The following is a 14,512-nucleotide window of genomic DNA, read 5'->3' as shown; positions in this document are numbered from 1 at the left end:
ACAAATACAATCACCTCTAGCACTATATTAGAAATAAAGTTTCCTACTAAATCTTTGTGCTGCGTTGTATCTAATAATGGCATAACTAATTGATTTTCTAAGTTTTATTTCCATAGTTATATTACTGAAATCCTTCGGCTTAAAAAATTCCATAGCAATACTGGATATATTGGCTTCTATTTATATTAAAATCAAATCCCCTTGTCTTTAACTCTTCTAATATATATTTATCAAGTGCATACGGGGAAGTTTTCTTTAACACACTACATGTATCTTTGCTTAAATCAAGAGTCATATTATTTATAGTAATTCTATACTTATCCTCTAAATCCTCTACTTTAGCATTAGTATTAAACTCTTGACCAATGCAATCTATAACATGATTGAAAAATTTATCATAATCCATTGATCTAGCTATATAACCTCTTATAAAACCTGTAGTATTCATATAATATACTCTCCATTTATAAGGAAGCCAGGTTGGCATAACCTTTGGGTTCCTGGTTTCCGTTATTAAAGTTCCATAGTTTTAAGAAATAAATAAATTTTGTTTAAATAATTTAATGTCATTTTCAAGTGTAGATTCATCATTAATGTTAGCTCTTTTATTTATTTCATCTACAATACTTCCCTGCATATCAAGACCTGGCAATGGAACTTCTATTTCTTTAAGCATTGATAGTTTTAGCATCTTCATTGCTGATCCAGATTTTATCTGTGCTTCGATTTGCTCTTGGGCCATGCTCGTTCTTAGGAATAGTAGCAGATACTCAGTTAACACATCACCATGCTCATTTCTAATTATATAAGAGTTAGGATTACTAATAGCCCCCTTTAAGTCGCTAGGAATTATTGCAGATTTTGATAAATTTGCGCCTATCTTAGCTACAATAATATCTGTTGGCCTTAAAAACCTAACACCCTTGGAACTTTCATCATCAATTTTAACAAACTCAACATCTTTGGAATCAATATATATACTATTTTCCTGGAGATTTTTTGTTTGTATTATTGGAAGTTCGTCATTAACATATTCATTTCTTTTGGCTTCACTAGGCGGATTTTCTACTAATGCAATATCCTTTATCTTGTTAGATTTAACTTTCCATTCGATAGATGGACTATTTATTGATAATAAAAATTCTGCATCAAATCTATCTGATAGTAATGAATAATCTATGGCTTTGAATTTTGGCAGATTCTTATTAGCATTGTTTGTAACAAGTAACTTATCTTTAAATACAATATCTGCAGCATCATTAATGTTTACAAAATTTTGAACCCTATTTATTAACTTGTTATATATATTAATAGCAGCGTTGATATTATTTGATGATTTATCAAACTCTTTAAATCTATAGCTTTTAAATTGCTTAACAGTCATAGTAGGTATAGTAGATCCACTAGCAAGTGATCCAAATTCATTAAGTACAGATTCATCACTAAGGACGAAATATAACAATTCACTTGGAATATCTATAGGACTTAGTACGAAGAAGTTGCTTGAAACAGCATAATACTCATAATCATGTGGCAGTATAGCTATCGCCCCACGTTCTGGGCGTATAGATGATAAAAGTATGTCTCCAGGATATCCTACATATCTAGCCCTTGCAGGAAGATCTTTTATTTGCATTTCTACTAAGTTTTGAATATCTAGAATTTTATTATCTGCATCTACATTTTTAACTTCTACATAAGGTAGTGAAATATTGCCTTCCAAGTTCAATTCCTTCAAGGTTACTGAGTTAATCTTAACAAGCTCAGTAACAGGTATACGTTTTTCATTTGTAATATTTAACTTAGTTATTAATGTATCAACTGTCCATTCCTCAGCGCCCACGAATATATCATAATTACATCTTTCTGATACTGCCATGATCTCCCTCCTCAATTAACCACTTACTAAATCCATTTAATACATCATCTGTATCATCAAATGAGTCAATTTTCCCTATAAATAAATCCTTTGGTGTATTAGTACTCTTATCCTTTTTTCTAAGAATCAATAAACTTGTCTGTACACCTGTAAAAGGTCTAAATGTACTTGCTGGTAAGCTAATGATAGATTTTACTATTGTTTTCTTCAGTATAATATCTCGTATTGCTTTACTAGTCCCTGCAAAAAGAATTCCCTCTGGTACAACACAAATAACATATCCTCCAGGAATTGTAATGTTTATTGATTTTTCAATAAATGCTTCTGTTATATTTACCATTCCCCGTCCTTCAGCTATATCTAATCCTTCTAGAGTATCCTTTTTTACTTTTAAACCCATTGGAGGGTTTATAAGAGTAAGGTTATATTCTTCTGTATTACCTAGTCTAAATGCATCATCATTTTTGATCGTTATATCACTATAACCACATAAAATATTTATAATTGAAGATTGAGATATTAAATTTACATTTAACTCTATTCCTTCGTAAACATTTGCGGATGAATTTTCTCTAGCTTCTCTTAAAAGACTTCCAACTCCAGATCCTAAGTTTATTACTTTTCCGTCTTTAATATTAAGCTCTTTAGTAACCTTCCCTATTATATTCAGAAGGTTGGCTGGAGTAATAACCTCACCTGCTTTGGTAGCCATAACCTTCTGGATTAAAGAATTTAGTATGCTGTGATAATGTTTAGACTTAACTGGCAAACCGTTCAATATTGAAAGCAATCTATCAAGACTATCTTTAAACATAAATCTAGTAATATCATACTTTAATAAATGGTAGTAGTCCGTAGATATACTAATTAATGACTGCAATTCACCTTCCTTTAAAGACGGCCATTTATCTAAATCTTTGTGTTCTGATAGATAAACTCTTACTAGAAGTAGATATAAAAGAATATCTATAGCCTCATCACTCGTTATTGCCATTGTTCTCATTAAATCTAAAGCATTCCATAGAGTACTTTCTATATCAACATCGCTAATAACATGATCGGATATACTTTCAAAAGTTTGCTCAACTATAGGAAGGCCACTTTCTGTTTCAAACCAGTAATACCTTGGTTTATTGTTATCATCAAGTATAGCCAATAGGGAATAAGTAACGTTAAATTTTTTAGCTATACTAAAAAGTTGTTTCTGAGCCTCCGGTGAAGGTTTTCGCCTTATTTCAACCAAGACCTTGTTCTCTAGTTCACCTTTTTCATTTATAATGCATCCTATCATATCAGCTATAACAGAACCCTGTCTAACATCTTCTTTGGTGATTGTGCACCCACGACCCAATAAATAATCTCTTACATTTTTAATAAAATCTCTTTCTGAAACTTTCAACTTTTTCTCCTCCTTAATTGTATATAGTTGTTGTAATAGGATTGAATGTCATTAGTTTTTTTAAATAAAAATTCTCTTTTTCCTCAGCTTTACCTCTTCTATATTTTTCATAACTAATAGGTGCAACCTCTAAAACCCCATTTGATTTTACACCTGGCATTCCCGCAACAAGGTTAAATACATCTGTAATTTTCATTGTATTTTCACAATCAAGGTATCTAGCAACAATAATATCCTTACCTGTACCGAGATGACCATATCGTAAAAGAACTTTATAAAAATTACCCTTCAAAAAATCTCATCCCCTTTTTTACATCTAAAAATCTATATGTAGCGTTTTATTTACCCTACATTCTAAATATACCACTAATTTTTATCATTGTAAATACCCTTAGCAAAATTTACCTCAAAAAATTTATATGTGGCGTTTTTAAATTATTTTTTTGTAAAAATAAATAACACCTATTATTTTGAAATAGGTGTTATTTATAATAAACCTGCAAATACTAATTGTTGTATAAATGCTGTATTGTGAGTCTATCATTATATTTATTTTTTAATTCAGATTACTAAAGTTTGTTTCTCCCTCAAAATTTAAACATGCCTTATATTTAAGAATTTTTTCATAATGATTTTGGTATTTTCCATTTAAAATTGAACAAGAGAATATAATTCATCTTTTGCTTCCTGATCTATACCTATATATCTTAATGTTATCTTTTGGCTGCTGTGATTAAAAGTATCCATTATCAGACCTATATTATATCTGCTAACCTTGTAGGCCCAATACCACCAGGTTTTTCTTAAACTATAAGTACCAAAATTTTCTATACCTATATTTACTGCTGCATCTTTCAGTATTATGTAGTCTTGAGTGACGGGTATAGATTCATTTTGTCCCTTTCTACTTACAAAGATAAAGTTATCCTGTTCAAGCTTATTTTCTTTTACATATGTCTTTAAAATGTTTAAGGCTATCATTTAATTTTACCTTCTTTGTTTTCTGCTCATGAAGCACAAAGTAGCCCTTAAAATTAAGCTATTCAGTAATAATATCAGCTTTCTGTAGCTTCACATAAACTTTAAAATTAATTTAAGGACTATATCATTAGCAAAGGGAAAAACTCTCTATGAGGCTATGAAATGCATAAAAAATAGAAAGATAATCCCTATCTTTCTACTTCTCCCCACCTCTTACCCGCCAAAAGGCTCCAAGCTCGGTACGCCTATGCCCTAGCTACTTACCTACTCCCAGGGTTCACTAGCGGTTCTAAGACGTCAGACCTCCTATTACATATATATTCGTAGCATCCGTCATATATTCTAATTAATATCTTATTCCTCTTCTTAATTATCTCCGTATAGTATTATTGCACCATCCTCTTTAAATTCTGTCACTATCTTCACTTGGTATAGTTAAGTTGGAAATGTTGGCGCTACCCCATACCATATAGAAGAATAACTAACCATACATTTTTATCAAGAACATTTTCCTAATTCCAGCTATTGGGCTATCGAGGTTATCCAAAGGTTATTTAAGGACTTCAATCATCGATAAATATCCTACATTGTCGCAACTATATATATATCTGCTTTATTTTCATCTAATATAATGTTAAGTACTATCCTGATATCTTGTCCAATATTTGAATGTCTTACGCTTCTTAAGCTTGAAAGACTAACATGCGTTATGTCAGAACTAAATCCATCACTCAGTTGAGCTATGCACTCATCAAAATTAGAACCAGAATTATCATCTTGACTTCTTATACAATATACAACATGCCCTAATTCATGATAGATAATAGATTTTGCAATATCCGAATTGAAATAATGATATGCTCCCTTTATAGTAGACAGTTAAAGTAATAAATAATTTGGACGTGTCAAGGTTTTGTAGACACAAAGTTAAGTGGATTTTATGAATTTTGTTTCTCAAATTGGGATGGAGAGAGATATCCCAATGAAGAATGTATTCTTTTAGTGTTGTAGTACAATTCAATATACTTGAAAATTTCTTTTTGAGCTTGTTCTGGAGTCACATAGTGTGATCCTTGAATGAGCTCTCGTTTTATTGTACGGTAAAAGGACTCCATTACTGCATTATCGTAAGGATTTCCTTTCCTACTGTTGCTATGTTTAGCACCATACTTTGAGAGAATAGATCTAAAATTGCCACCAGTGTACTAAGAACCTTGATCAGTATGAACAATTAATCCAGCATCAGGACGTTCTTTTCCGTAAGCTTGTAAAAAGGCTTCGATTACTAATTGATCTTTCATTCTATTGCCCATTGACCATCCAACAACCTTTCTGGAGAACAGGTCTACAAATACTGCAAGATATAGTGTACCTCTCTTAGTAGGAATATACGTAATGTCGCCTACCCAGATCTTGTTTTTTGAATCTGTTAGGAACAATTGGTTTAACAAATTAGGTCTTTCTTCGCCTCTACTTTTTAATTTATATTTTTTGTAGTTATATCTCGTACCTCTGGGACATAGATTCATTTCTCGCATTAATCTAGATATCCGTTTTCTGTTAGCATGAATCCCACGTTGATTTAATACTTTTCCAATTCTTATAGAACCGTATCTTCCTTTATGTTCATCAAAAATTTCTTTAATGACTTCCTTCAAATCTGCGTTCTCAAGACCACGCTGAGAAGGCTTGTGATCTAGGTATTTATAGTATCCTTCTCTTGAGACTCCCAATGCTTTGCAGGCCTTCTTGATATTTAAATGATCCTGATTGTCTTTTATATACTGAAATCTTATTTGTTCTTTCGCTTCAAGAGGGCCTGGTATTTTTTAACATACCTAATTCCTTTTTTAATTCTTCATTCTCATGTTTTAGCTTTTTTATCTCATATTGACAAGAATAGAGCGCAGTCCCATGACCTGGGAGTGCACTCTCTCCATATTCTTCGTATTCAGTAATCCAACGGTATAGAGAGTTATAATGGATGTTTAATGCTTTAGCTGCCTCTGCGACAGACATATCGTCATCCAAAACTAACTTAACCGCTGCAGTCTTAAATTGTTTATCATATGAGCGTCTCATAAAGCAGCCACCTTTCACAATTTTTTCTTATCTTTGTGTCTACTTTATTGTACCATGTCCAAGTGCAGACTTTTTCAATTGTCTACCCTATAGGTCACATTTTATACTGTACTTTTGTGTCTTTTCTTATGAATAAAAAATCAATTAATTTAATGGCTGCTTATCTCATTATGAATGTATATCTAAAACTACATTATTTCTTGTAGACTCTTTGGAGCGTAATTATTATCGTCTTTGAGATTTATGTTTATTATACCTAAAACTAATTAAGTGCTTTGGATAACTATACCATTAACTATAATATAAGATATTGTACTTATACTAAACCCACGATTCTAAATAAGAAATAGTGGTCACCTAGTGTACTTCTATTGATAGTTATGCTAGCGCTGAATATTGCTTTTTATAAGATTATAAACGTAACTACTTGGATGTTTAAAGTTTTCGTAGAAATTAACTATAGATACTCCCAGTTTTTTCACAACAAAATGTTGATGTAAAAAATAGATAAGAGGATATTCACAAATACCAATTACAGATAACCCATCATTTTTTTTATATAACTCTGTAATATCAAATAACATCGTATCAAAATTATTATAATTAAGAACGCTATTGTACTTGTCACAAGCTATACCTATTGGAGGTTGTGACTGATCGCAATAATATGTAGTACCAAAAATCCTACATTTGAATGGCCTATAATCATAAATCTGACACAAGTGTGTATCTTCGTCTAAAAACACGCAAGGAAAGCTCGTCCTGACTACTGAAGAATTTATTTCTTCGATGTCTTTACAAGTAGCCCTTAGCAAAAGTTTTATAGCTTCAGGTTGGTCTGCTTCAAGTGTATTCCAGTACCTCTCTACTCTTTCTATTAATTTATTTACTTTGTCCTTGTCCCACTTTGTCAATTCATTTAATATCAAATGAAACTCAATACTTTGAATAGTAAAGTAGTCATAGCAACAATCGCTACACCCTGCAGTACATAACGAATTAAAATTTACTCCTTGTCGATGTTCCTTTAAATCCTTATCTAATTGACCATAAATATTAAGCTTAACTGCAGCACAGCTTTCCACGTGAATGTTTGGATGACAATTTTTATTCTTCTTGCCACTCATGCAAAAACATAAGTCATTTCTTCCCATAATCAATCTCCTATTCAAGATAAAAATGATTTTATCCAGTTATTAATATTAAGTATTCTGGAGTAAATGTAAAACCTCTTCTTTTTTTCAAGTATATTATCTAAATATTCCCTTTTGACGAGTTCGTTGCTGTTAATATAATGATAAATAAAACCAATATAAATTGTAGTGATTTAATTTCCATATGTATGCCACGATCCAGTTATAAAACATATTTGTAGTAGTCAACTTTTTACTATCTTCATATCAACTCCAAGTATAGATAAATTATTTTAAAAGTGTAATGAAGTGTTTCTTTCAGCAATCTTTATAAATGTTGTAACATTCTTAAAAAATCCTTTTGTATTCTTAATGACAGCTATCATTTAAATATTAGCATATGATAGAAAATAAGATATTGCAATGGGACATCTTTCAAACAACAATTGGATAATATGGATTATAATTCAAATAAGTACTTATTTCTAACTATAAAAAACACCTATATTTTCGTTTAGAAATATATATATTTCCAAGCAAAAACATAGGTGTTTTTTAGCTTACATGTAAACCCTTTTTTAAACATAACTGGATGTGTTAATATTTTGTTAACTTATATTCTTTTTTTCTAATTACTCGTACTCAAGTATAACTTTGGATATAAAAACTATTATTTCAACAATTTTGGTATGATAAATATTGTTGTATTTCAAAACACTTATGAATGTTTCAACTCTATGATTATGTTATATAACTAAACATAAATAGTCTAACTAAGTATATTTTATTTTTAAGGTTTTATATATAAAAACGTTACTAGTCTCAAAATATTGATCACAAAACTCCTGAAATACTAGTCTTCTAATTGCTTTATTCTATCTTTTTTTGTAGGAAATCTAGGTGTATAACTTTTCTATAAAAATAGGCTTTTTAACCTTTGATCTCTGGGTATTATAAATTCTTATCTTTTTTCTTTAAAGACTTTTCTAACATTAATATCCTTTGACCAATATTCTCATCTTCAAATTTTCTTTTTTTAGTTACTAGCTCGTGGTGATTTCTTATTTGGGCTATAGGATCCATACAATCCTCCTTAATTTCGTCTACGTGATTCTCGGCTAAATCAAAGTATCCTTGGATCGCCACAGAAATTAAATCTTGGCACCGTTGGTCACTTTATACTCCAATGATTCTTCAATAATTTGTTTAAGACAATAAGCTATAGATACTACATTTTCATTATCTTTAGCTACATTTAAAACTACAAAGAAGTGGAATCTACCACTACGTAATTTGGGTAAAGTATATGGAGAACTTTCTGTAATGTTTGAAGGAAGGTTACCTAATTAAGCCTATCAGCCTTTTAAGTGAACAATACACCCTTTTGTTAGGATGCTCTTGATATACAATTTGTTATTTATTATATTAAAGTTAAGGCATAAAATCCCATCGTGACGTCCATACCCTCAAAATAATTATCATAGGAAGCTATTTACAGAAAAAACTTTACTCTCTCCATAGGTATCGTTAACTTTATAATATCTGTTTTCCTATTGGTATTACTGTTGATAGGTTTTTACAGATTCTTTCAACAGTAACATCCTTATGTAAACACTATAAGTTAACATAGAGCAGTAGCATTTAATTATACTTTCAACTATCTTCTATACTATTACTAATCTAGTTTTTTCACCAAACTTTTCTCAAATCAAATATAACTTAAGAATCTTGATACTTGTTTTTTGAAATAAATCATAACCTTCCTGCAAAACTTAGATCTATATTGGACATTATCTACCATATCTTGATGAGAATACTCTATACTTATCTTTTCGCCATTTGTAATAAATGAAACATTATGATTATAATCTGTTCGAAAGTAATCAAATCTTTTTTCTTTTAATATTTTCATTATCTCAGGGCTTGGATGAGTATAAGGTACTATATGTGTACTAATACCTAGCTTGCATAGACTCCCAACCTTATCTAACAATGGAGTTTCTCCTTGTTCGTCAAGCGAGCCATTCTTAGAACCATGATGAGGTAACTTAAGAAAATGTACTTCATCTGGTATTTTATTTTTAATCCTATCCCATACATCCTTATTCACTTCAATGTCACCAGTTAATAATATATTTATACATTTTAATGTAATTAACAGTACAATAGAATTATTATTTTCATTATCTGATACTTCGCTCTCTGGCCATAGTATTTTAAACTTTACATCCTCTATGTCATTGATGTAGGATCCACAGCTAATAACCCTATGTTCATTAATCCTTTGAGGATACCTACGAGCGTATCTAATTAAATCAGGTACAATAGGCCCTCCAAACGAATTAGGATAATACAAATTTCTGGTTCCATACTGCCCGATTATTCCTTTTAACCCTTGTCCATGATCAGAATGAGCATGGCTCAACATAACAAACTCAAATAAACAATCAGAGTTAAGCTCAATTCTTTCTCTCTCAAAATAGCGTTTTAAAAATATATGTGTTGATCTAAGATTAGTACTATCATTTGAGTCAATTAATGCAAAAGTTCTTTCATTATTATGCTTTATTACTTCAATTAAGATAGAATCTCCCCACCCTACATCAATTAAAGTAACCTTTAGTCTGCTCATTATAGCCCTCCGTATCTTTTAATGTTTATTAAGTATATCATGCCGCCACTCATCATAAGCTTTCTTCTCCGAACTAGACATAAATAGATAATCACCATTTACAAATTTTTTCAATGGCTCATAGCTCCAATTCTGCTGATATTGAAGCAAAGTAAGAAACAACTTAATATCAACCCGAAAAAAATCATCGCGCATATACTTAACGTAAATTAAATCATTTGGTATGTATATACTAGAAATACTTATATATAATTTCTCATCCTTTTCTACACTATTGTACATCTCCTCAAAGTCATATGGATTGTGAAAAAAAACTAAACTACCATCTTTTATTGGACCTACTATTATTCCTGATAAACCTAACATAATAAACTCCAGGCTAATATCTCCTAATCCTAAATGCCATGGATATGAATTTTTATAACTTTCAATTGTGTAAAAAACAGCCCTTGTTAACCTTTCACCTTTTTCATCAATTATTACCGGGACATATACCTTGTTACTCACTTGCACACCTCACTACTTAACTTAACATTTCTATTTCCGTAAGATATCTGAAAAAATCACATTTTAAACGCGCCTTATACATAATAAATATCGAATTTAACTGGTCACTGGATAACCACCATGATGCAAAATCATTTTTAGTCAATAGTAAAGACTGCACGACATATTCACTGATATGTATCTTATTTATTAAAACTTCAAATAATTCCTTCTTTATAAATTCGCTAGCAGAGTCTATGAAACCTTGAGTAATTTACTCGTTTAATTAACACTCGTCAGTATTATCTATTGTTCTTTCTGAACCTAAAGCAGCCTCGCTTAAATGAATTTCTAACTCTTCTTTATCCGTACCAACTATAACTCCGGTCATTAAATTAATTACTTTGTCAAATTCATCCATATCATACCAATTATTTCTCCACTCTTGTATAAAATTAATATCATTTGATTTTGGCAACCTATCCTTTGATAACTCATGTACCTTAATCAGAGCTGGAATTTTCACAGCATCTCCTAATATTAAAGCTTCTCTTTTGTCAAATCCAGAAAGATTATCAGTAATTGAGCTAACATCCTCTGGAAGTAATTTTTTTATATAACTTTGGTCTACTGGATTAGTTAATCTCATTACTACAAAACTATTACATTGTGAAAAAATTGTTTCAGATATTTCTGATGGTCTCTGACTAACTATCATAGCTGATACTCCGTACTTTCTTCCTTCTTTAGCAATCCTTTCAACAACTTCTCTAACTGATTTATATCTGACTTCTTGTGATTTAGGAATATAATTATGAGCTTCCTCATAGACAAGTAAAAATGGCACTTCATTAATATCGTGTGTTTTAATTATTTTTTTCCTTTCAAATGCAAATCTAAATATTAACCTACTTACTAATGCAACAACTATATTTATAACTTCAAATGGCATTCCACTTAAATCAATTATTGTGACATTTTTCTTCTCTTGATTTTTGCCTGTAATTTCTGTTTCATATCCAATAAACTGTTTAACTATTTTAGATAATTCCATTCGATATTCATTACCTTTCTGTAATAAGAATACCAACCTGTCATCATGTATCTTATTTTCAAGCCTACTAATAAAATTAGTAAAATTCAAACTAGCTTGCTTAGTACCGGTTCCAGTTAAAGGCTCCAATCTATCCGTAAACAATTTGGAATACTTTTCTAAATCTTCATAGTTTTCTGGCATTATATCCAGTATATTGATTTCCACTGAACCATTTTTATATATCCAAGTATAAATTCCTTCTTTTTCTCTTGCTCTATTGTAGTTTTCTATACAGCATAAAACTTCTTTAATATTAAAATATACAGGTGAATCATAAGTTATATTATCATTTATTGTTTTATTTCCTTTTATCTCTATTAAATTATGCCATTTTTTGTTTAGTGTAATTGCCTTTTTAAATATATTTCTTTGATTATGATCACTACCTTCAACATCTAAAAAGTAATCCTGCAACTCTTCTGAATTCATTAACCAATAGGGAAGTTTTAAATTTTCTACTTCTAAATGCCTACATTGGTCTTTAAATGCATTTTGATATTCACCATGCAAGTCAAATAAAACTATATGAGAATTATTCAAAACTCCTTCTTTTTGCTCTTTTGTGTATGGCTCAATACCTTCTTGCAAAATTTTAGCTACTGTGCATGATTTTCCGCTCCCTGTTGAGCCTACAACAGCCAAATGCTTGTTAAAAAATTTATTGCCATCCATAATAACTCTTATGTTTTCACCTTCAATCGTTGGATTGTGAGCTAAATCTCCAATACAAAATTCATTATCTTTATCTTTCTGATAAAAAATCTTTTTTAATAATTCTTCACTCGCAACCTCAACTCGGCTAGGCGGGATTGTTATACTCTTATTTCCTTTCTTAAATTCACCATTAGTAATATGACCTACAGGTTGTACATCTAAAATAAAAGAGGGTTCTTTTATTTTTTGAATTACTAACTCTTCTTTATTATTTATTTCCTTTATTTTATAACTTCTTAATATTCCAATAATGGAATTATTAATTTCATCCGTTATTTTAATATAACTACCTAATGTAAAATTCTCATTCAAATTCTTAAACTTCTGGGGTTTTATTACCTCTATTTGTAGTAATGTGGGAGATACGCTCAGAATTCTAAAATAATCTGTATATATATTTTTTCTTTCAAATAAAAATTCAACGTCATTTAGAGTACGTCCATTTATACCTTCTACAACATATGAATATACTCCTTTATTATTTAGTTCCTCTAAATACTTATCGTAATCATCCCTCATAAAAAATATAGCTACATCTATGTCTTTAATTTGTTGTAAGTATTTCTCAAACGTTTTTAATGTTATTATTCTTATTTGATATGATGCCCTGCTTATTGTTTCATTCTTATTTGCATTAATTATTGGTCTTTCATTAAAATCATCAATATTAAAATTATATTCTTCTCTTCCACTTTTAAAATTTATTAATTTTCTATTTAATATTTCAACAATAGTTTTAAACTTTTCAAGTTCTATATCTAACACAATGGTCCATGGCTTATCCTTATTAGCAAAGGCAGTATCTAATTTGAATGAATCTTCTATTACAAGATTAATAAATTCATCAATTGAGGTATTTTCATCACTTACTAACGAATTTTCAAATTCTTTCCCTAAGATCAAAAACTTACTCTTTGAATTATTTAAGCTCTTTCGTCTATATAAAATATCCTTAACATATTCATTATATTTCATCTTACCAAGATTAGCTGCATACCATTTATTAAATAAAACTGTTTTTTGATCTATTTTTTTTAAAAATTCCTTTTTAGTAATTGTCCTTTTTTCTATATTAAGTTTATTAACTTCTTTTTGTATTCCATCTATCTCTTTTATTAAAACCTCGAGCTCTTCTTCTAGTAGGTTAATCTCATTCAGCAAAGTATCATCGTTCTTTTCTTTCTTCCTCTTAATCTTTCCGATTATACTTTGTTTCTTATCATTTAAGTCTTTTATCTGTAATTCTTTAGTTATAGAAGCCTCATCTTTATCTTGGGCCAATTTAAAAATAATTTTTAGTGCATTATTATAATAATACTTTTCTGCGTCTTCCCTAGATTTACAATTATCAATTTTATCTTCCAATGATAACAGCAATTCTTCATACTGATCATCAATTGATTTAGCATTTATATTTATTCTTAATAATGAGATAAAATCATCCAATTCTTTATCTAAAATACACCTTTTCTTTATTACCCCATCTTCATCTATGTACTGTATATTTTCTTCTAAGTAAAATTTTCGAATATCACCTTTTGATGGATTATAAGTAAGAAAACTATCCTTAACTATATCTATAGCTTTTCTTCCATTATTATCTTGAATAATATAGTTAACGTCTACTTGTAATTTTTCAGTTCCTGAATTATAGTGACCATATAGATAATATTCACGTCTTTTTCCGTTTCCATTCAAATAGTCTATATAATTAAAAAATAAATATCTTACTGCTTCTGAAATTATTGAATTGTTATATTCGCTTCCCTCATAATATTTTACCTGTATTGATTTAGGATTAAGTTTCTCTTCTTCTATATCAATATCTTCTATTCCTTCAATTGTTACCTTAGTATTATCATTTGGTTGTTTTAAGATTTCTATAATACACTTATCAAATTGATATAAATATCCCGCTATTGTTGCTTCTGCTGATCTTTTGCTCGACAATTTAATCACCGCCATACCTATTTATTTCTCATATTATAAATTCTAGCATATATTAGTACAAAATTATAGAAAAATGTGAAATTTATACCACTACTAATTGACACCTAATTGCAATCCTTTCAAATATTATGCGATGATTTGGTCAAAAGGTACTTGTAAA

Annotated in this window: 10 protein-coding genes and 1 pseudogene; all 11 read right to left on the bottom strand. The window is 29.7% G+C overall.

Going from position 1 to position 14,512, the window contains the following annotated elements; genetic code table 11:
* Positions 1-139: 139 nt before the first annotated feature.
* Positions 140-448, bottom strand: coding sequence for a hypothetical protein (locus bsdE14_RS13315; protein ID WP_264850442.1), 309 nt, complete (start codon positions 446-448; stop codon positions 140-142).
* A gap of 81 nt (positions 449-529) precedes the next feature.
* Positions 530-1,879: a restriction endonuclease subunit S gene (locus bsdE14_RS13310; protein WP_264850441.1), complete on the bottom strand. Its 1,350-nt coding sequence runs from the start codon at positions 1,877-1,879 to the stop codon at positions 530-532.
* Complete coding sequence (locus bsdE14_RS13305) at positions 1,857-3,278, bottom strand: SAM-dependent methyltransferase (RefSeq protein WP_264850440.1); 1,422 nt, start codon at positions 3,276-3,278, stop codon at positions 1,857-1,859. Before bsdE14_RS13305 ends, bsdE14_RS13310 begins: the two co-directional genes overlap by 23 nt.
* Before the next feature lie 13 nt (positions 3,279-3,291).
* Positions 3,292-3,570 carry a hypothetical protein gene (locus bsdE14_RS13300; protein ID WP_264850439.1) on the bottom strand — a complete coding sequence of 93 codons (279 nt, stop codon included), beginning with the start codon at positions 3,568-3,570 and terminating at the stop codon, positions 3,292-3,294.
* A 356-nt stretch (positions 3,571-3,926) separates the two neighbouring features.
* Entirely contained in the window at positions 3,927-4,259 is a 333-nt protein-coding gene (locus bsdE14_RS13295; RefSeq protein WP_264850437.1) for a site-specific integrase, read from the bottom strand.
* A 938-nt stretch (positions 4,260-5,197) separates the two neighbouring features.
* Positions 5,198-6,341: pseudogene (locus tag bsdE14_RS13290) on the bottom strand (IS3 family transposase).
* Positions 6,342-6,724: 383 nt separating this feature from the next.
* Positions 6,725-7,495: a YkgJ family cysteine cluster protein gene (locus tag bsdE14_RS13285; RefSeq protein ID WP_264850436.1), complete on the bottom strand. Its 771-nt coding sequence runs from the start codon at positions 7,493-7,495 to the stop codon at positions 6,725-6,727.
* A 930-nt stretch (positions 7,496-8,425) separates the two neighbouring features.
* On the bottom strand, positions 8,426-8,557 hold the full coding sequence (locus bsdE14_RS13280; protein ID WP_264850435.1) for a hypothetical protein: 132 nt from the start codon (positions 8,555-8,557) through the stop codon (positions 8,426-8,428).
* Between the two features lie 625 nt (positions 8,558-9,182).
* Positions 9,183-10,106 (bottom strand): ComEC/Rec2 family competence protein, encoded by a 924-nt coding sequence (locus tag bsdE14_RS13275; protein ID WP_264850434.1) that lies wholly within the window; start codon positions 10,104-10,106, stop codon positions 9,183-9,185.
* A gap of 18 nt (positions 10,107-10,124) precedes the next feature.
* On the bottom strand, positions 10,125-10,613 hold the full coding sequence (locus bsdE14_RS13270) for a hypothetical protein (protein ID WP_264850433.1): 489 nt from the start codon (positions 10,611-10,613) through the stop codon (positions 10,125-10,127).
* Between the two features lie 265 nt (positions 10,614-10,878).
* Positions 10,879-14,352 carry an ATP-binding protein gene (locus bsdE14_RS13265; protein ID WP_264850432.1) on the bottom strand — a complete coding sequence of 1,158 codons (3,474 nt, stop codon included), beginning with the start codon at positions 14,350-14,352 and terminating at the stop codon, positions 10,879-10,881.
* Positions 14,353-14,512 lie beyond the last annotated feature (160 nt).

Source organism: Clostridium omnivorum (assembly GCF_026012015.1).
In the GTDB taxonomy this organism is placed as follows: Bacteria; Bacillota; Clostridia; order Clostridiales; family Clostridiaceae; genus Clostridium_AX; species Clostridium_AX omnivorum.
This window is presented reverse-complemented; position numbering and strand designations above follow the sequence as displayed.